Here is a 19569-nt window from a genome sequence, read left to right on the forward strand (position 1 = left end):
ATGTCCGTTTCCGAGGCCCTGATCACGGGGCCTCGATTCATTTTCCGCCGTCGCGGCGGTCGGAGCCCCGTCTACCTGGAGGTTCCGATGACCACCGTCTACATCACCACCACCATTCCCTACGTCAACGCGCGCCCGCATCTGGGCTTCGCGCTTGAACTGGTGCAGGCCGACGTGCTCGCCCGCCATCACCGGGGCGCCGGCCGGCAGGTCAGGTTCCAGTCGGGCACCGACGACAACTCGCTGAAGAACGTGCTCGCCGCGCAGGCGGCGGGGATCGGTGTGCAGGAGTTCGTCGACGCCAACGCGGCCACCTTCACCGGGCTGGCCGCGCCGCTGCGGCTCAGCGTCGACGATGTCATCCGGACGAGCAGCGATCCGCGCCACGCGGCGGGTGTCGAGCGCCTGTGGCGGGCCTGCGCCGCCAGCGGCGACCTGTACCGCAGGTCCTACGAGGGCCTGTACTGCATCGGCTGCGAGCAGTTCTACACGGCGGCCGAACTGGCCGGCGGCCGCTGTCCCGACCACGGCACCGTGCCGGATCTCGTGTCCGAGGAGAACTGGTTCTTTCGCCTGTCGCGGTATGCCGGCCAACTGCGCGGCCTCATCGCCGACGGCACGATCCGCATCGAGCCGGCCGAGCGCCGCAATGAGGTCCTGGCGCTCATCGACGCAGGACTTCAGGACTTCTCCGTCTCGCGCAGCACCGAACGCGCGCGCGGCTGGGGCATTCCGGTCCCCGGTGACCCTGCCCAGGTGATCTACGTCTGGTGGGACGCGCTCGGTAACTACCTGACGGCACTGGATTACGCCGACGACGGCGAGAACTTCGGCCGCTGGTGGACCGGCGCGTCGCGTCGCGTCCACCTGCTCGGCAAGGGAGTGCTCAGGTTCCACGCGGTCTACTGGCCGGGGATGCTGCTATCCGCCGGCGAGGCCCTTCCCACGGACATCGTCATCCACGGCTACCTCACAGAACACGGACGGAAGATCAGCAAGTCAAGCGGCGCCACCGTCGACCCGTACGATCTCGTCGCCCGCTTCGGCACGGACCCAGTGCGCTGGTGGCTGCTGCGCGAGGTCCCCAGGGGCGGCGACGCCGACTTCACGATCGACCGCCTCGTGAGCCGTGCCAACGACGAACTCGCGAACGGGTTCGGCAACCTCGTCAGTCGCGTGGTCGCACTGATCCACCGCTACTGCGGTGGTCAGGTACCGGCCGGTTCTGCTTCGGGTTCGGGTTCGGCTTGGGCTTCGGGTTCGGGTTCGGGTTCGGGTTCGGTGAGCGTGCCGGGCGATTCCCCCCTCGCCCGTGCCGTGGCGGACGCCGCGGCATCGATCGCCGAAGCGCTAGAGGTCTTCGACTTCCGCCGCGCCACCGAGGCGGTCTGGCAGATCGCCGATCAGGCCAACCGCTACGTCAACCGCGCACGCCCGTGGGAGTTGGCAAGGACCGGAGCATCGACGGAGCTCGACGCCGTGCTGTCCGCGCTCCTTTCCGCCTGCCAGGCCATCGGCAATTACCTGGCACCGTTCCTCCCCGACACCGCGGCGCGCATTTCCCGCCAGTGCACGCCAGACGAAGATGGGCTCCTCCCGCCCCCCGCACCGATCCTGCCCAGGATCACCCCGCCCATTGCGGCGTCAGGGCCACCGCCCGGTGCGTCGCGCCGGAATGTCAGACCCTCGCAGTAGTATTCGATTAGTAACTGAAAGATGATCTTTCCTTCGAACGGGGGCGGTCATGGACTGGCAGGCAAGCGGTGATTGGCAGGGCGGCACGCCCGGCCATGACCCCAGCCTGCCCGAGGTGCTCGCCGCGTTCGAACACGGCGGGGCCTGGGAGAGGACCGCCCCGTCCGCGGCGCTCGCCGCCGTCCTTGAGCGGGTCGCCGGGCCAGGCGGCTTGTACGAGAGTGCCGGCACTGACGCGCTGACCGGGATCGCACGCCAGTGGGCTGCGGTCGAATCATGGGCGGCCGCGGGCCTGATGGGCGCGCTGGCCGCGATGATGCACGACGACGACGCCGGCACCCCAGTGCTGAGCCGCCGCACCGGCATGGCTCAAGGGTGGGACGACTCCCTCAACTACGAGATCGCCGCCGCCCTGGCCATGGGGCCGATGTCGGCGCAGAACCTCGCCGGCCTGGCCTGGACGCTCAGGGTGCGGCTGCCGGGCATCGGACGGCTGCTCGCCGACGGCATCCTCACCCGGTCGAAGGCCCGGCTGGTCGCGCAGGTCTTCGACCCCCTGGACGAAGGCGAGGCGGCCCGCGCGGAGGCGCTGATCGCAGGGGACCTGGACGGCAAGACCTACCCGCAGGTCGAGCGCCTCGCCTGGCGAGCCGCCCTCGCCGTGGCCCCCGACGTGGCCGAGCGACGGCGGTCGAAGGCCGAGCGCCAGGCGCGGGTCACGGTGTTCCGCGAGGAGGCCGGCACGGCCGGCCTGTCCGGCCGTGACCTGCCGGCCGCCGAGGCGCTGGCCGGGCACGCGAACGTCACGGCCCGGGCCGCCGTGTACGCGGCGTCGGGGGCGTTCCCGGGCCAGGACACCAGCCGCCTGCAGGCGCAGGCGTATCTGGACCTGCTCGGCCAGATCCCGGCCGCCGACCGGATCGCGTTCGCCGCCGCCGGCCAGGAGCCGCCCGGCCCGCACGGTGCGGGCCGGGGAAGCCCCCAGCCGTCCGGTGGGCCCGGCCCGGACACCGCAGGCGACGACGGTGATGAGGATTGGTTCGGCGGGGACGACGGCGATTGCCCCGGACTGCCTCCCACTGACGGCGGAGGAGACGGCGATGGTCCCGGTGACAGTGGCGGCGGCAGCCCGGCTCCCGTCGCCGGCACCGGCACCGGCACCGGCGGCGACATTCCCGGTCCCGGCGGCGATGATGATGACGACATCCCGGATCTAGGCGGCGATGGCGGCGGCGGTCCGGACGGGCAGGAAGTTCCCGAACCGCCGTCCCCGCCGCTGGCCGAGGTGACGGTCCCGCTGGCCACCCTCCAGCACCGGGCCGAACGCGCCGGCGACAACCGGCTGCTCGGCCCACTCGACCCAGCACTTACCCGGCAGCTGACCGCCGCAGCCGCCCGCTGCCCGAACTCCCGCTGGGAAATCACCGTCGTGGACGGGAGCGGCTACGCGACCGGGCACGGCATCGCACGTCCAGCCCGCGGCGCCAACCCACAAACGCACCCGCCGGGCCCGACGCTGGCCGCACTGCCCGCACGTGTCAACATCACCATCGCCGAGACGCTCCTGCGCGAGCTAGCGCAGACCAGCCAGCCAAGGTCCGGCGCGCCGCCGGGTGACTGGGAACTCATGCCGAGGAAACCGGGGACCTGGACACTGATCCTGCCCGGCGGGCGGCACCTCACCGTGCGGTTCGACCTCGTGCCTACCCATGACTGCGACCACCGGTATCAGACCAGCGCCTACCAGCCGGGCGACCGGCTGCGCCGTCTCGTCCAGGTCCGCGACCACCAGTGCACCTTCCCGACCTGCTCCCGCGCCGCCCGCGAGTCCGACTTCGAGCACGCAATCCCGTACGACAAGGGCGGCACGACCGACGCCTGCAACGCCGGCGCCCGCAGCAGACGCTGCCACCAGGTCAAGCAAACCGCAGGCTGGACCGTCACCCAGCCCAAGCCCGGCTGGCACCAGTGGACGACCCCGACCGGCCGCACCTACACCCAGGAACCCTGGCGCTACACAGCCTAACCAGTTACGGAGCGCCGGATGCGATCGACAATCCGGTTCGCCTCGTCCTCGGTGATCTCATAGAACTGACTGTCCCCGTTGCCCCGCTCATAGGAGTAGAGCAGCCAACTCCGAGTCCACGCCAAATCGCTCCCGAACTCCTCGTCGTACTCTCCGTCGTCCTGTTCGACGCGCCTCAAGACTCCTCCGGGCGCTTCTCGGCTGCTGTACGCATCAACGATCGCGAAGTACGTGATCCTGGTTGGCATTGCTGACTCCTAGGAAATCGAAATGTCCAGTGCCCCAGGTGGCATGGGGATCTTCGCAGTGACCTCTCGCTGGTAGGCGCGCAGGTCGCGAACCTCCGCGTGATCTGGCGGTAGCTTCCGCAGCCGCTCGTAGGCGGCATGCGTCTCCTCTTTAGCATCAAGGCTCGCCTGTGTGTGGAACTGAACCTCAAACAATTGGCCATTCTCTGGGACCCGCCACCAGGAGTTGAAACCTTTGTACTCGTCATGTGGCCACCAGTTTCGAGAATCCACGTGTTCGAAGCCCGCTGCCTTGAGCCGCTCACAGTCGGCTGGAACGCCGTCCGCATAGTGGTCGTCGGGATAGCAGTAGGTGTAACGAATCGCATCCTTCATCGTGGCGAATGCGTCTGATGCTGAGACACCGCGCTTCTCGATGTCGTGAGTAACCTTTTCCTCGATGCGGTATCGCTCCTTCAGCCGGTGTTCCAGGCCCGCCAGGTGCCGCTCGGGATCCTCGGCCTCGATCCGCCGCATGGCGGGCGTAACCATCTCCCGCTCGATCTTCTCCACTCGCGCGCAGCCCTGGTCGATGGCGTACGTGCGGTAAGCCGCGTCCACCCTGGCCCGATGCTCAAGCGTCCGTTCCGTCCGGCCCGCGACGTCTGGAGGATCCGCGGCGTCGGGCTTGGGTGCCTCTCGCACATCGGGCACGCCGACGGCCGCCAGGTCGACACTGGCCGGAGCGTCGTCGCGGTCCTCCGGCTGGTCGATCCGCACCGCCACCGCCCAAGGTACGCACCCAATGTCGGCCCCTCACCCAATGCCAACGGGTCCCGCAGAGATTCGGTTCACCGGGTCATGGGTCGGCTGTTCGACCCTCCTGGCCGTCGGGTTGTCCCTTTAGCAATCTGTTGAGCTCGTTTTCTGCCTCCTCATATCCGGCATCGGCGATCCGCTGCAGCTCGCGCAGATCGCCGGCGGCGAGTGCGCGTCGGGTCAACAGGCAGCCCGCGTGCATGGACCCCTCGTCCAGCAACTCGCTCAGCTCCTGGAGGTTCCCGGCTGCGTCGGCGAGATCGGCAAGCCGGTCGAGAGCGGTCTCGTTCCCTGCGTCAGCCAGCGCGCGCAGGGTCTCCCGATCGAAGTTCATGTTCGCCATGACGCCAGGATGCAGCCCTGCCCCAGGGGCAAGGTCAAGTGACACGATGGGAAGGTGATCACCATCGGGCAGCTCGCCAGGTGTGTCGGTGTGTCAGTCAAGACCATCCGCGTCTACCACGACAAGGGGCTGCTCCCCGAGCCCGGCCGTGACGCCTCCGGCTACCGGCGCTATGGCGCGGAGGACGTCGTCGCTCTGATCAAGATCCGAACACTCAGCGAAGCCGGTGTCCCGTTGGCCCGCATCCGCGAGCTGAGATCAGCGAACGAGAAAGACTTCCGCCTGGCGCTGCACGCCATCGACGAGGAACTAGCCATGAGGATCCGTGGACTGCAGGCAACCCAGGGGCGCCTGCGTGAGCTTGCTTCCGGACAGTCGCCAGCGCTGCCCGACGGGATCGGCGCTCACCTGGAGAATCTGGCGAGGTGGGGATTCACCTCCCGGTGGGTGGATCTCCAGCGTGACCTGTGGATCCTCGTCTTCGCCACCCACCCCGACCAGGCTGCCGCCGTGTTCAGAGACCAGAGCGAGACCTTGTCCGATCCTGAGCTGCGGCAGCTCTTTCTCGACTACGACGGCGCGTATGACCTCGATCCTGGCGATCCCCGGATTGACGACCTCGCCCGGCGGATCGTCGAGGCGACACGGAGTCGCTACGGATCGGGCGAACTGCCTCAGGCGGATCCGGTCTCCGAGATTCCCGCCCTTATCCAAGACGCGGTCAACGCCGCGTCGCCGGCCTGGCGACGACTGGATACGCTGATTCGCACGCGGCTGGGCGCATGACACGAGGCCAGCACATAGGCAGTCGTCCGCCTGTCAGAGCACTAGAGCCAGCCGTTGCTGCGGGCGGTCTCCGCGGCTTCGATGCGGTTGCGCGCGTGCGTCTTGCCGATGGCGGAAGAAAGGTAGTTCCGCACCGTGCTCTCGGACAGGAACAGCCGCGCGGCGATGTCGGCGACGGTCGTCCCGCCGTCCGCCGCCAGCAGCACGTCGCGTTCGCGGTCGGTGAGCGGGCTGGGCCCGGCGGACAGGGCCGCTGCAGCGAGGGCGGGGTCCACGATACGGTGCCCGTCGCGGACCTTGCGGATCGCCTCGGCCAGCTCCTCGACCGGGGCGTCCTTGATCAGGAACCCGCTGGCGCCCGACTCCATCGCTCGCCGGAGATAGCCGGGGCGGCCGAAGGTGGTCACGATGAGCACCTTGCAGCCGGGCAGCCGCGCCCGCAGGTCGGCGGCCACGTCGATGCCGTTGCGGCCGGGCATCTCGATGTCGAGCAGTGCCACGTCCGGCCTTGTGTCGAGCGCGGCCGCGAGCACCCGGTCTCCCGTCTCGACCTGGGCGACTACCTCGATGTCATCCTCCATGCCGAGCAGCAGCGCGAGCGCGCTGCGCATCATCCCCTGGTCCTCGGCGAGCAGCACGCGGATCACGGGCACGCCCCGTCCAGACCGTGCCCGCCGGACGTCAGGGCCGCGGACGCCGACGATGACGGCCCGTCGTCCCGGATCGTCACGGTCACGCTTCCGCCGCAATCGCGCACGTCGATCTCGCACCGCCGCCCGCCGCTGTGCCTGATCACGTTCGTGATGCCCTCGCGGACCACCCAGCCCAGCAGGGCGTCCGCGCCGGGGGGAACGGGCGGGCCGTCCTGCCGCACCTCCGTGGCGATGCCGGCGTCGGCCAGCGCGGCGCGGGCGGCCTCGAGTTCGCGCGCCAGGCCCCTGCCGCGGTAGCCGGCGACGGCCTGGCGCACCTCGCCGAGCGCCACGCGGCCGATCTCCTCGATGTCCGCGGCCTGCTGCTGCGCCTGCGCCGGGTTGGTTGTCCCGCGCGGGGAAGGGGGCCACGACGCGGCCATCCGGCGGCATCGATGTCGGTGCCGAACTCGGCAGCGGGGCGTGCTCGTTACCGCCCGTGGCGCTCCTGCCAGAGATACTCGGCCTGCTGCTCGGCGAGCCGCCTGGCGTCGCGGTGATTCAGGTGGCCGTAGCGGTTGTTCTCGAAGTGCTTCTCGATCTCCGCGGCAGCGAAGCCGGCCAGGAGTTCCTTGGCGAGCTCGTGGTGCTCGGGAATGCCCTGGCGCTCGCGGTGGTGCTCGTACATGCGCATGGCCTCGAACGCGGCCGCGCCCGCGAGCAGTTCGTGGGTGACCTCGTGCGGCGGCCGGCCGCCGCCGTACACCTGGTCGTAAGCGTCCCGCGCGTGGTGATGCGAGAAAAGTCCCATAGGCCCGAACTTAATCCATTGTGCGCGTGCTCCATACCGAGATAACAGCAAGAAGCGCGTAGCGCCAGTATGCGGGCACCAAGGCGATGCCAACATCCCGCAAAGCAATCGCGGCAGGTCCGCGGCACCGCGTCCGGGTAATGATGACACGTCACACGTGTCTCGGAAGGAGACTGCGCGCTGGCCGCTCACCGGCTAGTGTCTGTCGCAGCGGGTGAAAACCCAGCGTGACGATGGGACAAGGACGTGCCTGACGCCCGGCGGTTCGGCGGCTTCGCGAGCGGCGGCGCTCCCGAGGCCGACACGACGGCCGAGGCGGCCGCGCCGCTGATCGCCGCGCACCGGCGCGTCTTCCCGCTGGCCGACGCCGGCCTGCTCAGGCACGCCTACGCGGTCGCCGACCACTGGCATGCCGGGCAGATGCGCAAGTCAGGCGCGCCGTACATCACCCACCCGCTCGCGGTGGCGATCCTGCTGGCCGACATCGGGATGGACACCACCACGCTGGTCGCCGCGCTGCTGCACGACACCGTGGAGGACACTGGGCTGACCATCGGCCAGGTGAAGGCGGAATTCGGCGCGGAGGTCGCGGTCCTCGTCGACGGTGTCACCAAGCTCGACGGTTCCAAGTGGGGCGACCACGCGGAGGGCGAGACGTTCCGCAAGATGATCCTCGCCGCCTCGATCGACCTGCGGGTCCTGGTCATCAAGCTGGCCGACCGCGTGCACAACCTGCGCACCCTCGGCCACCACCCCAAACGGGAGAAGCGGGAGCGGATCGCGCGGGCGTCGATGGAGTTGCTGGTGCCGTTCGCCCAGCGGCTCGGGCTGTATGACTTCCAGCGGGAGATGGAGGACCTGGCGTTCGCCACCCTCGCTCCCGAGGCGCACGAACGGGTCCGCACGCTGCTGCGGGAAGCCGAGGACGAGCGTCGCGCCGCGCTCGGCGAACTGATCACCGGGATGCGCGCCGAACTTGCCGCCACCGGGGTGCGCGCACAGGTGCAGGCCCGCCCGCGGCACCTGTACTCCATCCACCGGGCCCTGCCGGCGGAAGCCTCAGAATCGGGCGGGCGGCTGCGGCCGGCCGAGACGGCCCGCGTCGTGGTCGTCGTCGAGGGGACCGAGGCCGACTGCTACGTCGCGCTCGGCGCGCTGCACGGCCGCTGGGCGCCGGTCGACGACAGTTTCCGCGACTACATCAGCATGCCCAAGTACAACATGTACCGCTCGCTGCACACCGCCGTGCTGATCGGCGGCGAGCCCGCGGGCGTGCTGATCAGGACCCGAGCGATGGACGCGGTGGCCACCTACGGCGTGGCGGCGCGCATCCGCGAGGCGGGCGGCAGGGACGGCAAGGTCAGCGCGGACCTGGCCCGCCAGGCGGACCTCGACTGGCTGAACCGGCTGCTCGCCTGGCAGCCGCTCGCCGCGCCTGGGGACTTCCTTGACGGGCTGCGCGCGGACCTGAGCGGCGGCGGCATCGTCGTGTTCACCCCGGCGGGGGTGCCGGTGAAGCTGCCCGAGGGCTCCACCGCTGTCGACTTCGCCTACACCGTGTCGTCTGCCACCGCGGGCAGCGCGGTCGGCGTACTAGTCAACGGGATGCGCAAGTCGATGGAGAACCGGCTGGCGCACGGCCAGGTCGTCGACCTGATCACCGGACCCTACGCCGACCCGCCAGACTCCTGGCTGGCCGCCGCGCGCAGCGGTCACGCGCGGACGCACCTGAAGGCGGCCATCGCGAGCCGGATGGCTGACGAGGCCTCCGTGCTCGGCCGCGCCGCGGCGGCGAAGCAGGCCGCCGCCCTCGGCGGCGACCTGCGCGAGCACGAGGACAACGGCACCGCGTTCAGCGTCGCCCGTCGCCTTGGCTTCGCCGACCTTGACGCACTCTACGAGGCGGTCGGCCGGGACCAGCTGCCCGTCGTGGAGTTCCTCGGGCACCTGGGAATCGCGGTGTCCCAGGCGTGAGGCCACGCAACCGTTCGGTGCGATCCCTGTCTTTCTAGGGGACGGCGACTCTAGCCGATGGCGGCCGACACCCGGTCGCGGGCGCGCGCCACCAGATCGTCGAACAGCGCCTGGTCGCACGGGCCTGCCTGGTCCTCGGGGTGCCACTGCACGGCCAGCACGCCGGCCGCGCCGTGCTCGACCGCCTCGACGCATCCGTCGGGCGCGCAGGCGATCGCGCGCAAGCCGGCGCCGAGCCGGTCGATGGCCTGGTGGTGGTAGGAGGACACGGTGATCGTGTCGGCGCCCGCCAGCTGCCGCAGCCGGGTGCCGCGGGCGATGGTGACCTCGTGCAGGCTGCCGAGGTGCGGCACCGGACCGTCGGGCAGGTGCTGGCGGAGCGTGCCGCCGCAGGCCACGTTGAGCACCTGCAGGCCGCGGCAGATCGCCAGCGCGGGGACCGCGTCGTCGAGACCGGAAGCGCCAGGGCCGGCGCCGCGCAGGACCGAGCGGATGACCGCGAGGTCGAACTCGTCCTGCAGTTCGTCGGGCGCCGCACAGCGCACGTCAGCCGCCTGCGCGTACCTGGCGGGACTGAGGTCGCCGCCGCCCGGCAGCACCACCGCGTCGAAGCTGGACAGCCGGGCCGGCGCCTCGGCGATGGCCTCGCGGTCGCCGCCGTGCCAGATGACCGGCTCGCCGCCGGCCCGCAGCACCGCGTCGCAGACCGCCTCGGCGGCGATGGTGCCGGAAAACCGCAGCACGCAGGACTTCGAGGCACGGCGGCCGACCACCGCGATCAGGGGACGCATGAGTGACAGGACCTCAGTTCGCGGTGAAGGGGAAGGGGTAGTCGAGGGTGGGCAGGATTTCCCGCCACGCGGCGGCGAGCCGGCCGTCGGCCTTCACCGCCGCGAGGGCCTCGTCGAGCGCGTCGAGCAGCGACGGGCGGTTCTTGCTGACAGCCAGGCCCCAGCGGTTGCCCGTCGGCACGGTGAACGCCAGGTCGAACTCCGCGGAGCCGGCCAGCGGCACGAACACCACGTCGTCGTCGACCACCGCGTCCACAGCGCCCGAGCGGAGCGCGTCGAGCATTTCGCCGAACACGTCGTCAGAATCACCGCCGAACGGCACCGTCACCGCGCCGTCGAACATCTGCGCGAGCGCCATGTTGGTGGACCCGGCGATCGCGGCGACCTTCCTGCCGCGCAGGTGGCCGGGCGTGGTCGCCTGGTCGCCCGCCCGGACGAGGACCGACTCGTGGAACACCGCGTACGGCTTGGTGAAGTCGGCGACCGCCTGCCTGGCCGGGATGATGCCCTGCCCGCACAGCACGGCGTCGGCGCGCCCGTCGTCGAGCGACGGCAGCATCTCCGACCAGGGCAGGAACACCCAGGAAAGCTCCCAGCCGAGCGTCTCGGCGATCAGCGCGCCGACCGCGGGCTCGTATCCCAGGCGTTCCCCGTCGGCCTCCGCCAGGCCGAACAGCGGCGGCGCGTCGGCGTTGATGCAGGCGAGACGCAGATCAGTCACGGTGCCGCCTCGGCGTACATCTGGAATTCCCAGTCGGTGACCGTGCCGCAGAACCGCGCCCACTCGTCCGCCTTGTAGGCGGCGTACAGGTCGGCGAGCTCCGCGCCGAGCGCTTCCCGGACCACCTCGTCGGCGGCGAACGCGTCGAGCGCCTCGCCGAGGGTCAGCGGTATCCGCGCGAACTTCGACGTGCCGCCGTAGGAGGAGCCGACCTGCGGCTCGCCCGGGTCGATACGGGTGGCCAGGCCGTCCTCGATGGACTTGATGAGCACCGCGTGCGACAGGTACGGGTTGACCATCGCGTCGGGCAGCTTGAACTCCAGGCGCCCGACCGCCGACAGCCGCACGGTGCACGTCTTGTTGTCCATGCCCCAGTTGATCTGCGACGGCGCGAACTGCCCGGCGTCCCAGTACCGCTTGTAGGAGTTGACCGTCGAGCCGAACACGGCCATGCCGCCCGCCGCGTGCGCCAGGATGCCGCCGAGCGCGTGCCCGCCAGCCTCGGTGAGGTGCAGCTCGCGACGTCCGGGCTCCTCGAGGATGTTCGCGCCGGTGGCAACGTCCCACAGCGATACGTTGTGGTGGCAGCCGTTGCCCATCATCCCGGTGGCGGGCTTGGGCATGAACGACGGCGTGACGCCCAGCTCGCGGCCCACCTGGCGGCAGATCTGCCGGTAGGCGATGAGCCGGTCGGCGGTCGCGTTGGCGTGGTCGAACAGCCAGTTCAGCTCCAGCTGCCCTGGGTCCTCGTAGTCGCCCTCGATCATGTCGAGGCCGAGCGCCTGGGCGTAGCCGATCACCTTCTGATAGATCGGCCGGTACCGCTCCAGGTGCTCCACGTGGTAGGCGGGGCTCGACCCGGGCCGGAACTTCGCCTCGAGGCCAGGCCCGGTCCAGGTCATCTCGGGCTCGCAGCCGGAGCGCAGCTCGAGGCCGGTCTTGGCGGTGAACGCCTCATGCACCCGGATCAGGTTGCCGCGCACGTCGCCCGCGTACGGGGCGCCGCCGCCCTCGGGCAGGTGCTCGGGCTCGTACAGGCGGCAGAAGAACCGGCCCACCCGCGTGTCCCAGGGCAGCACCGCGAACGTGTCCAGGTCCGGCAGCATGGTGAACTCCGCCGCCTCGACGCCGCCGCCAAGCAGCTGGCCGTCCCGCGTGGTCTGCAGGTCAGCGGCGGCGGTGCGGTGCAACTGCACGCCCTTGCCCGCGTTGCGCGCCAGGTGCCTGGCGGGCACCACCTTGCCGATGACCCGGCCGGTGATGGTCACGCCCTGGTAGTAGATGAACTCGACACCGGACGCCTCGATCCGCTCCCGGATGGCGGCGAGCGCGCCGGCGTCGGAGTTGGCCTCGCGGTGCTGCTCAAGCGGGGTGCTTGTCATCGCTTACTCATTTCCGCTCTGAGGTGCTTGCTTGGTGGCAGGTTGACCGCGACGCTGCCGACAAGCCGGCCGCCGCGGTGGTAGGTGGCGAGCAGGCCGCGGCCTGGCGCGCGCGGATCGCCCTCGGCGATCCGGACGTCATCGGCGAGTCCCAGGCAGCCGAAGGACTGCTGCCGCAGGTCTCCCTGGTCGCTCCAGAACGAGGGCAACGGCCCGAACGGCTGGGGGTCCACCGGGTCGCCCGACAGCATCGCGTGCAGCGTGGCGGCGGCGCGCAGGGCCCCGCGGCCACCGGCCCGGTGTGGCCCGCGGCGCGCAGCTGCTCGGCGGCGCGCATCCCCCCGAGTCCCGCGCCCACGACGGCGACGTGCTTGACCATCGGCTAGTCGATGATGGTGATGGCCTGCTCGGGGCAGGCGTCGGCAGCGTCCTCCGCATCCGGGCGGAGCGTGTCGTCCGGTTTCGCGTCGAACACCAGGTGGCCCTCGTCGTCAACGCGGAAGATGTCCGGCGCGGCGATCGCGCACTGACCGTGGTCGGCGCAGATACTGAAATCAACTTCGATGCGCATCGAGCTGTCTCCGTTACGGGGCGGCTATGCCTACGGGGCTGGGGTAAATTCGATCGGCAGGCTGACCGGGCCGGTGTTGCCCGAGTCGGGCAGCCATTGCGCCTGGCCGCCCGGACGCGGGTCGGTGAGCCGCCTGGCGAGCAGCGGCAGCGCCTCGCTCATGTCGCTGCGCGCGACGAAGTGGCCGAGGCAGTGGTGGGCGCCGCCGCCGAAGCCGAAGTGCGGCTTGCGCTCGGCCCTGATGTCGAACCCGCGGTCGGGGAAGGCCCGCGGGTCCGTCCCTGCCGCCTGCGAGAACAGGTGCACCGTGGTGCCCGCGGCGATGTCCAGGCCCTCGAAGGTGAAGTCCTCGAGTGCCTCCCTCGTCACCCAGGTGACGGTCGGGTTGACCCGCATGACCTCCTCGACGGCCTGCTTGCCGAGTTCCGGGTGGGCGGCGAGCAGGCGCCACTGGTCCTGGTTCGCCATGAACGTCTGCATGGCGAGGCCGAGCTGGTTGCGCGTGGTGTCGAAGCCGCCGAAGATCAGCAGCACCAGGCCGTCGCGCAGCTCGTCGTCGCTGAGTTTCCCGCCCGCCCCGCCCGGCCCGCCCTCGTCGTGCGCCCGCACCAGGGCGGTCACGAAGTCCTCCCTGGGCTCGCGGCGGCGGGCCGCGATCAGGTCGTCGGCGTAGGCGTAGAGCCTGGCAAGGGCCTGCTCGATGCGGGGCAGTTCGGTGCGCAGCGTGATGCCCATGGCCAGGCCGATCGCGGCCGACTCGGCGGCGATCACCGGCCACTCCTCCTCCGGCAGGCCCAGCATGATGGCGATGACCCGCGCGGCGTAGGGCGCGGCGAACTCCGCCATGAACTCGCAGCGGCCAGGCTCGGCGAAGCCGTCGATCAGCTCGTTGGCCAGCGCCTGGAAGCGGGGAACGAGGCCGCCGATGAGGCGCGGTGAGAACGCCGGGTTCATCAGCCTGCGCAGCCGGTGGTGCTCCTCGCCCTCCTTGTTCAGCACCCAGCTGGCCCACCAGCCGGCGAACGGCCCCTCGATGACGCCGTTGTGCGCGGGCCAGGACACGGAGCCCTGGCGCAGCTTCGGGTGCTTGAGCAGGCGGCTCGTCTCGTCATAGCGGAGCACCGCGAGCCCGTAGTTGGTCCGCGCGTACCAGGATTGCTCGCGGGCGGCGTAGACCTGCTCGGACTTGATGGCGAAGTCCGGGCTCTCGATGTCGAAGTACGGTGGCGCCATGGCTAAATCCTCTAACATTAGAGTTTGGATGTCAAGAATGGACCACCGTCGAAGACTGGTCCTGGATAACAGCAAGAAGCGGCGGCCTAGCCGGACGCGGCGGCCGCGAGGAGCCAGCCGCTGTCGGCGCCGACGACGGTGATCGCGTCGAAGGCCCTGTCGTCGAAGGCGCGGTCACCGGGGGCGGGGAGCCGGTCGAGCCGGGTGCCGGAGATCCAGCGCGGCGTGTTGGCGGCGACCACCCGGCGCTCGGCGGTCACCAGCACGGCGGGCGCGGTGACGGCGCGCAGCACCGCGAGGAGTTCCGGCTCCAGGTGCGACATCCGCAGGTCCACGCCGGCTACGCCGAGGAACTCGGTGCCGTCGGCGACCGGCACGGTCATGGTGAGCACGTACCGGTCGGCGCCGGAAAAGTCGACATAGGGACCGTAGACGTAGCGGCGCCGCTCCCGGCCTGGCACGGTGAACCAGTCCATGTCGAGGTAGTCGTACAGGTCGATGGACTCGGGATCCAAGTTGAGCCGGATCCGCGCGAAGCCCTCGCCGTCGCCCTCGCCTGACATGGTGCGCTGCCACCACTCCAGGTGCCGGTGCTTGCCCGCGACCACGTCCGGCGCGGCCACGATGCCGGCGCCGTCCGCGGCGGGCAGCAGGTGCAGCTGGTGCCAGATGACCTCGCGCATGACCGCCAGGCGCTCGGGCGACAGCGGCGCGCCCGCGGCGCGGCACTGCTGCCACTGCCCGAGGAAGGCGGCGCCGATCGCCTCGACCGGCCCGAACTCGCCCTCGAGTAGCGTGCGCACGCGTGCGGCCGCCGCGTCTAGGTCAGCCAGCGTCTCGTTCCTCATGGTCACGCCCGCGTTTCCGGCATGTACTGTGCCATGGCGAGCCGCAGCGCGGTCAGCCGGCGCAGGTTCCGTTCCACGTGCCGTTCGGCGAGGGCCCGCGCGGTGTCGCCGTCCTCCGCCGCGATCGCCTCGGCGATGGCGGCGTGCTCGGCCGCGGTGACCACCGGGTCGAGCAGTTCGGCGGCCTCGCCGGTCGCCGGCGGCACCTCGGTCTCCGGCGGCAGCCACAGCAGCTCCGCGAGCTGGGTCTGCAGCCCTACCTCGAGCCGGGTGAGCCGCTCGGACTGCGACGCGATCGCGACCTCGATGTGAAACCGGCTGTCGGCCCTGATGCGCGGCCCGAGCGCGGAGGCCTCCGATAGCTGGCCGACCAGGGTGCGCAGCCGCCGCACGCTGGTTCCTGACGCGCGCGCGGCGGCCAGCTTGGCGGCGGCGCCTGCCACCGCGAACTGCTCGTCGATGAGGTCGCGCAGCGCGCTTGTCGACATGGCGCGCAGCCGGGCGCGCAGCACGTCGACCGGCGGCGTGAGCGGGCGCCTGACGAAGGTGCCGCCGGTCCTGCCGCGCCTTGTCTCGACCAGACCCTGCTGGCGCAGCGTGGCGAGCGCCTCCCGCAGGGTCATCGCGGACACGCCGAGCTGCGCGGCGAATTCGGTTTCCGGCGGTAGCTGCTCGCCGTTGATGAACAGGCCGAGCTGGATCGCCTGGCTCACCCGCTGCACCACCTCATCCGCCCGTCCCGCCGCGGCGAGGGGCGAGATCAGCGACACGGAGTGCCGGCCATCCGTCATGCGGCAAGACTATAAGATTGTGGTTTTAATCGGGGAAGGTGCGGCGGCCGGCTCGCCGGCGGTGTTTTGGCCAGCGCCGCCGGCCCCTGCGCTCGACCGCGGCGTGTTGGTCCCGGTGGACAGGAACAGCTGGAGCACGAAGATCCAGATCGTCACCGACCCGGCCACGTGCACCCAGACAAGCCCGGCGGGCAGGTGATTGAAGTACTGGACGTAGCCGATGACGCCCTGCGCGCCAAGGCCGGCCAGCACGAAGTAGGCCAGGCGCATCGTCCGCCGCGACCCGCCGGCGTACCGCAGGCCGATCACCAGCGCCACCGTCAGCGCGGCGATGAACCAGCCGATGTCGGCGTGCAGCTGGGTGACGGACTCGAGCGAGAAGTGGAACCGGGGCACGGTGGTGCGGTGCCCGTGGGAGTCGATCGTGGTTCCCGCCAGCGGCCCCGTCCCGGTGACCACGGTGCCCGCGGCGAGCATCAGCGCGGTGATCCCGGTCAGCAGTCCGGCAAGAACGCGCAGGTCCCTGCGGGGCTGCGGGCCGTCAGCGGCGGTGGAACCAGCCGCGGGCCCGGCGAGCGCGGCGGCCCGCGCGTGCAGCACCACGGCGGCGGTGAGGATGATCGCCGTCGACAGCAGGAAGTGCGCGGCGACCAGGGCCGGGTTCAGCTTGGTCAGCACGACGATGCCGCCGACGACGGCCTGGGCGATGACACCGCCGGGCAGGATCGCCGACAGCCAGACGAGGTCCTTGCGGGTCCTGCCGGTTGCCCGGTAGTAGCGCAGGCAGGCGATGAACGTCAGCCCCGCGATGACCACCAGCGGGAAGTTGAGTAGCCGGTTGCCGAACTCGATCCAGGTGTTCAGCGTGGTCTGCCCGGCCGACTGCGCGGCCACGGCGCTGCTGCCCGTGCACTTGGGCCAGTCCGGGCAGCCGAGGCCGGAGGAGGACAGGCGTACCGCCGCGCCGGTGGAGATGATCACCGCGTTGGCGATCACCGAGGCCAGGGCGAAGCCGCGCAGGGACACCGGCGTCGGCTGCCAGACCGGGCGGATGAGGCGGGAAAGCACGGGCACCATGGTAATCCTCCTCATCCGGCCCGGGTGGGTTCATGAACAGCCGATTCGAGGTCTGCCGCACCAGGTTCCGCCGCGTTCGCCGCCGCCGCGGGGCGAGCTGCTGCCGCGGCGCCGGCCGAGGCCGCGACCACGCACGCGATGCCGGCCCATTCGGCGGGCGACAGCCGCTGGCCGAGGATCGCCAGGCCGATCAGCGCGGCCACCGCGGGCTGCACCGACATCCAGACGCCGAACAGCCGGGCCGGGATCCTGCGCAGCGTCTCGAGCTCAAGCCAGTAGGGGACGACCGAGGACAGCAGCCCGATCCCCGCTCCGATGGCGAGGAACCGCGGGCGGAACATCGCCGTCCCTCCGGCGGCCAGGCCGGGCGCGGTGACCGCGACGGCGGCCACGCACATCGCGATCACCAGGCCGGATGCGCCGGGCAGTCGCTGCCCCGCGGCCTTGCTGCCGACGATGTACCCGGCCCAGGCGGCGCCCGCCGCGGCCGCCCAGGCGACGCCGGCCCAGTTCAGGCCGGTGGTGCCGACGCCGCCCGCGAGCAGCACGACCCCGGCCGCGGCCAGCGTCGCGTAGCCGAGGCCGGCGAGCAGCATCGCGCGCGCTCCGCTGACTGCCCCGCCGCCGGCACTGGCCCGGCTGGCACTGGCCCGCCTGGCGTCGGTCAGCGTCCCCGCGACAGTCACCGACAGCGGCCCGAGGAATTCGATGGTGACCGCGATGCCCAGCGGAATGCGCGCGAACGCCTGGTAGATCGCGAAGTTCATGAAACCGAGAGTCAGGCCGAACGCGAGCGTGATGACTCCGTCGGCCCAGGCGCGCCTGGCGGCGAGGCCGGCCACCGCGCGGGCCGCGGCCCGGCCCGCGATCAGCAGCATCACCAGGGCGGCGGCCCACAGCCGCAGCGTGGTGACCGCCGCGGGCGGCAGTTCGCTGAACAGCCTGGCGGCGAGGCCCGCACCCGACTGCACGGACACCGCGCCGACGAGCACAAGCGTCGCGGGCAGCGCGACCGGCGCACGGGCGGTCTGGGCACTGCCGGCGCGGGTGCCGGTAACGCCCGTGGCCCTTACTCCCACCGGAAGAAGCGGGCAGCGAGCCCGATGCTGAGGACCGCCCAGACCGCGAGGACGAGCACGTCCTTGACCGGGAAGGCGACCGCGTTGGCCAGCACGTCGCGCAGGCCGGTGGACAGCGCGCCGGTCGGCAGCAGCTCAAGCAGCGGGCGCGCGCCGCGCGGGAACTTGGTGAGCGGGAAAACAACTCCGCCGATGCCGAGCAGCACGACGTAGATCAGGTTGGCCGCGGCGAGCGTCGCCTCGGCGCGCAGCGTGCCCGCCAGCAGCAGCGCGAATCCGCTGAACGCGGCGGTGCCGAGCAGCACGAGCAGCGGAACCGTGACGATCGCGGCGGCGCTCGCGTTCGGCGACCAGCCGATCGCGAGGGCGATGAGCAGGATGATCGCCGCCTGGAGCAGTTCGACCGCGATCACCGTGACGGTCTTGGCGGCGATCAGGCCTTGCCGTGACAGCGGGGTCGCGCCAAGCCGCTTGAGCACCCCGTACCTGCGCTCGAACCCGGTGGCGATCGCCTGGCTGGTGAAGGCCGTGGACATCACGGCGAGCGCGATCACGCCGGGGGTGAGGAAGTCGATCCTGGTGTAGCCGCCGCCGAAGTCGATCAGCGGCTCCAGGCTGAAGGCGATGAGCAGCAGCAGCGGGATGATCAGCGTGAGCGTGAGCTGCTCGCCGTTGCGCAGCAGCTGCCTGGTCTCCTGGACCGCCTGGGCGGCAATCATCCGCCGCAGCGGCGCCGCGCCTGGCGCGGGAGCGAAACGGCCGGCGGGGTGCGGGGCGGCGCCTGCATCAGGGGCCACAGGCGAGGCGGTCAACCTCTCAGATCCCTTCCTGTCAGCTCGAGGAACACGTCCTCGAGTGTGCGCGACTCGATGCGCAGGCTGCTCGGCAGCACGGCGCGGTCGGCGCACCAGGCGGTGACCGCGGCGAGCAGCGCGGGCTGGACCGCGCCGCCTGGCACCTCGATCAGGTAGTGGCCGGCCGGCGACTCCTTCGCGGCGCTGCCCGTCGGCAGCGCGGCGAGCAGGCTGTCGGTGTCAAGCCCCGGCTCGGCGCGGAACCGCAGTTGCCCGGCGGAGCCGGTGAGCGCGGCGGGCGTGCCGTCGGCGACCGTCTGGCCGTGATCGATGATGACCACGTGATCGGCAAGCCGTTCGGCTTCCTCCATGAAGTGCGTGGTGAGGATCACGGCGACACCGTCGGCCCTGAGTGCCGTCACCAGGTCCCAGGTCGCATGCCTGGCCTGCGGGTCCATGCCGGCCGTCGGCTCGTCGAGAAAGACCAGCTCGGGGCGGCCGAGGACGGCGGCCGCCAGCGAAAGCCGCTGCTGCTGCCCGCCCGACAGGCGCTTGTAAGGGGTCTTCGTGTGACTCGTCAGCCCCACGATGTCAAGCAGCCACGCCGTGTCGTGTGGTTTCACATGGAACCGACTGAGTGTTCTCAGGTACTCCCCGGCGGGGACGGCGGGCGGGATGCCGCCGTCCTGGAGCATCACGCCGACGCGCGGCTTGAGCTTCACCGCGTCCTGGATCGGGTCGAGGCCGAGCACCCGCACCGTCCCCGCGTCCGCGGCGCGGTAGCCCTCGCAGATCTCGACGGTGGTGGTCTTGCCCGCGCCGTTCGGCCCGAGGATGGCGGTGACCTCGCCTGCGGCGGCGGTGAGGGTCAGCCCGTCGACGGCGGTCGCGGGCCCGTACCGCTTAACCAAGCCGGAGACCTCGACGGCGGGGAGTTTGCTCACGCACGAAGTCTAAAGGGCGCGACCC

22 protein-coding genes are annotated in these 19569 nt (G+C 71.1%); 4 read left to right on the plus strand and 18 right to left on the minus strand.

Annotation, left to right across the window (positions count from 1 at the left end):
- Positions 1-87: 87 nt before the first annotated feature.
- Both metG and EAS64_RS09375 read left to right on the plus strand, forming a co-directional pair.
- Positions 88-1695, plus strand: a complete 1608-nt coding sequence (gene metG / locus EAS64_RS09370) for a methionine--tRNA ligase (RefSeq protein ID WP_145852550.1) — start codon at positions 88-90, stop codon at positions 1693-1695.
- A 49-nt stretch (positions 1696-1744) separates the two neighbouring features.
- On the plus strand, positions 1745-3721 hold the full coding sequence (locus EAS64_RS09375) for a 13E12 repeat family protein (protein ID WP_145852551.1): 1977 nt from the start codon (positions 1745-1747) through the stop codon (positions 3719-3721).
- On the opposite strand, the gene EAS64_RS09380 is transcribed toward EAS64_RS09375, so the two are convergent.
- The 3 genes from EAS64_RS09380 to EAS64_RS09390 form a co-directional block, all read right to left on the minus strand.
- Positions 3718-3969: a hypothetical protein gene (locus EAS64_RS09380; RefSeq protein ID WP_145852552.1), complete on the minus strand. Its 252-nt coding sequence runs from the start codon at positions 3967-3969 to the stop codon at positions 3718-3720. The genes EAS64_RS09375 and EAS64_RS09380 overlap by 4 nt on opposite strands.
- Before the next feature lie 9 nt (positions 3970-3978).
- Entirely contained in the window at positions 3979-4728 is a 750-nt protein-coding gene (locus tag EAS64_RS09385) for a hypothetical protein (protein ID WP_145852553.1), read from the minus strand.
- A 79-nt stretch (positions 4729-4807) separates the two neighbouring features.
- Complete coding sequence (locus tag EAS64_RS09390; protein WP_187365807.1) at positions 4808-5110, minus strand: hypothetical protein; 303 nt, start codon at positions 5108-5110, stop codon at positions 4808-4810.
- A 54-nt stretch (positions 5111-5164) separates the two neighbouring features.
- On the opposite strand from EAS64_RS09390, the gene EAS64_RS09395 reads away from it, so the two are divergent.
- Positions 5165-5896, plus strand: a complete 732-nt coding sequence (locus EAS64_RS09395; RefSeq protein WP_145852554.1) for a MerR family transcriptional regulator — start codon at positions 5165-5167, stop codon at positions 5894-5896.
- A 41-nt stretch (positions 5897-5937) separates the two neighbouring features.
- Here EAS64_RS09395 and EAS64_RS09400 read toward each other — a convergent pair whose 3' ends face one another.
- Genes EAS64_RS09400 through EAS64_RS09410 form a run of 3 tightly spaced genes read right to left on the minus strand, consistent with a single transcriptional unit; the run spans position 5938 to position 7339 of the window.
- Positions 5938-6543: a response regulator transcription factor gene (locus EAS64_RS09400; protein WP_145853470.1), complete on the minus strand. Its 606-nt coding sequence runs from the start codon at positions 6541-6543 to the stop codon at positions 5938-5940.
- A complete protein-coding gene (locus tag EAS64_RS09405) occupies positions 6540-6971 on the minus strand; it encodes a sensor histidine kinase (RefSeq protein WP_145852555.1) in 432 nt (143 codons plus the stop codon). Before EAS64_RS09405 ends, EAS64_RS09400 begins: the two co-directional genes overlap by 4 nt.
- Before the next feature lie 47 nt (positions 6972-7018).
- Positions 7019-7339, minus strand: coding sequence for a DUF3759 domain-containing protein (locus EAS64_RS09410; protein ID WP_187365808.1), 321 nt, complete (start codon positions 7337-7339; stop codon positions 7019-7021).
- 246 nt (positions 7340-7585) lie between these two features.
- Here EAS64_RS09410 and EAS64_RS09415 point away from each other — a divergent pair, with 246 nt between their 5' ends.
- Positions 7586-9313: a RelA/SpoT family protein gene (locus EAS64_RS09415; RefSeq protein WP_145852557.1), complete on the plus strand. Its 1728-nt coding sequence runs from the start codon at positions 7586-7588 to the stop codon at positions 9311-9313.
- A 50-nt stretch (positions 9314-9363) separates the two neighbouring features.
- Here EAS64_RS09415 and EAS64_RS09420 read toward each other — a convergent pair whose 3' ends face one another.
- The 12 genes from EAS64_RS09420 to EAS64_RS09475 all read right to left on the minus strand — a co-directional run bounded on the left by EAS64_RS09420 (position 9364) and on the right by EAS64_RS09475 (position 19544).
- A complete protein-coding gene (locus EAS64_RS09420) occupies positions 9364-10104 on the minus strand; it encodes a gamma-glutamyl-gamma-aminobutyrate hydrolase family protein (RefSeq protein ID WP_145852558.1) in 741 nt (246 codons plus the stop codon).
- Positions 10105-10117: 13 nt separating this feature from the next.
- Entirely contained in the window at positions 10118-10825 is a 708-nt protein-coding gene (locus EAS64_RS09425; protein WP_145852559.1) for a substrate-binding periplasmic protein, read from the minus strand.
- Entirely contained in the window at positions 10822-12207 is a 1386-nt protein-coding gene (locus EAS64_RS09430; RefSeq protein WP_145852560.1) for a glutamine synthetase family protein, read from the minus strand. The genes EAS64_RS09425 and EAS64_RS09430 overlap by 4 nt, the downstream gene beginning before the upstream one ends.
- Positions 12204-12458 carry an oxidoreductase C-terminal domain-containing protein gene (locus tag EAS64_RS09435; protein ID WP_145852561.1) on the minus strand — a complete coding sequence of 85 codons (255 nt, stop codon included), beginning with the start codon at positions 12456-12458 and terminating at the stop codon, positions 12204-12206. The genes EAS64_RS09430 and EAS64_RS09435 overlap by 4 nt, the downstream gene beginning before the upstream one ends.
- 131 nt (positions 12459-12589) lie before the next feature.
- On the minus strand, positions 12590-12778 hold the full coding sequence (locus tag EAS64_RS09440) for a ferredoxin (protein ID WP_145852562.1): 189 nt from the start codon (positions 12776-12778) through the stop codon (positions 12590-12592).
- Between the two features lie 30 nt (positions 12779-12808).
- A complete protein-coding gene (locus EAS64_RS09445) occupies positions 12809-14011 on the minus strand; it encodes a cytochrome P450 (RefSeq protein WP_246115607.1) in 1203 nt (400 codons plus the stop codon).
- A gap of 86 nt (positions 14012-14097) precedes the next feature.
- Positions 14098-14859: a PDC sensor domain-containing protein gene (locus tag EAS64_RS09450; RefSeq protein ID WP_439333594.1), complete on the minus strand. Its 762-nt coding sequence runs from the start codon at positions 14857-14859 to the stop codon at positions 14098-14100.
- 2 nt (positions 14860-14861) lie between these two features.
- On the minus strand, positions 14862-15650 hold the full coding sequence (locus tag EAS64_RS09455) for a FadR/GntR family transcriptional regulator (protein ID WP_145852565.1): 789 nt from the start codon (positions 15648-15650) through the stop codon (positions 14862-14864).
- A gap of 9 nt (positions 15651-15659) precedes the next feature.
- On the minus strand, positions 15660-16727 hold the full coding sequence (locus EAS64_RS09460) for a COX15/CtaA family protein (RefSeq protein WP_187365809.1): 1068 nt from the start codon (positions 16725-16727) through the stop codon (positions 15660-15662).
- Between the two features lie 11 nt (positions 16728-16738).
- On the minus strand, positions 16739-17806 hold the full coding sequence (locus tag EAS64_RS09465; RefSeq protein WP_145852567.1) for an EamA family transporter: 1068 nt from the start codon (positions 17804-17806) through the stop codon (positions 16739-16741).
- A complete protein-coding gene (locus EAS64_RS09470; RefSeq protein ID WP_145853471.1) occupies positions 17797-18525 on the minus strand; it encodes an ABC transporter permease in 729 nt (242 codons plus the stop codon). Before EAS64_RS09470 ends, EAS64_RS09465 begins: the two co-directional genes overlap by 10 nt.
- Before the next feature lie 89 nt (positions 18526-18614).
- Positions 18615-19544 carry an ABC transporter ATP-binding protein gene (locus tag EAS64_RS09475; RefSeq protein ID WP_145852568.1) on the minus strand — a complete coding sequence of 310 codons (930 nt, stop codon included), beginning with the start codon at positions 19542-19544 and terminating at the stop codon, positions 18615-18617.
- Positions 19545-19569 lie beyond the last annotated feature (25 nt).

The organism is Trebonia kvetii (assembly GCF_007827045.1).
In the GTDB taxonomy this organism is placed as follows: domain Bacteria; phylum Actinomycetota; class Actinomycetes; order Streptosporangiales; family Streptosporangiaceae; genus Trebonia; species Trebonia kvetii.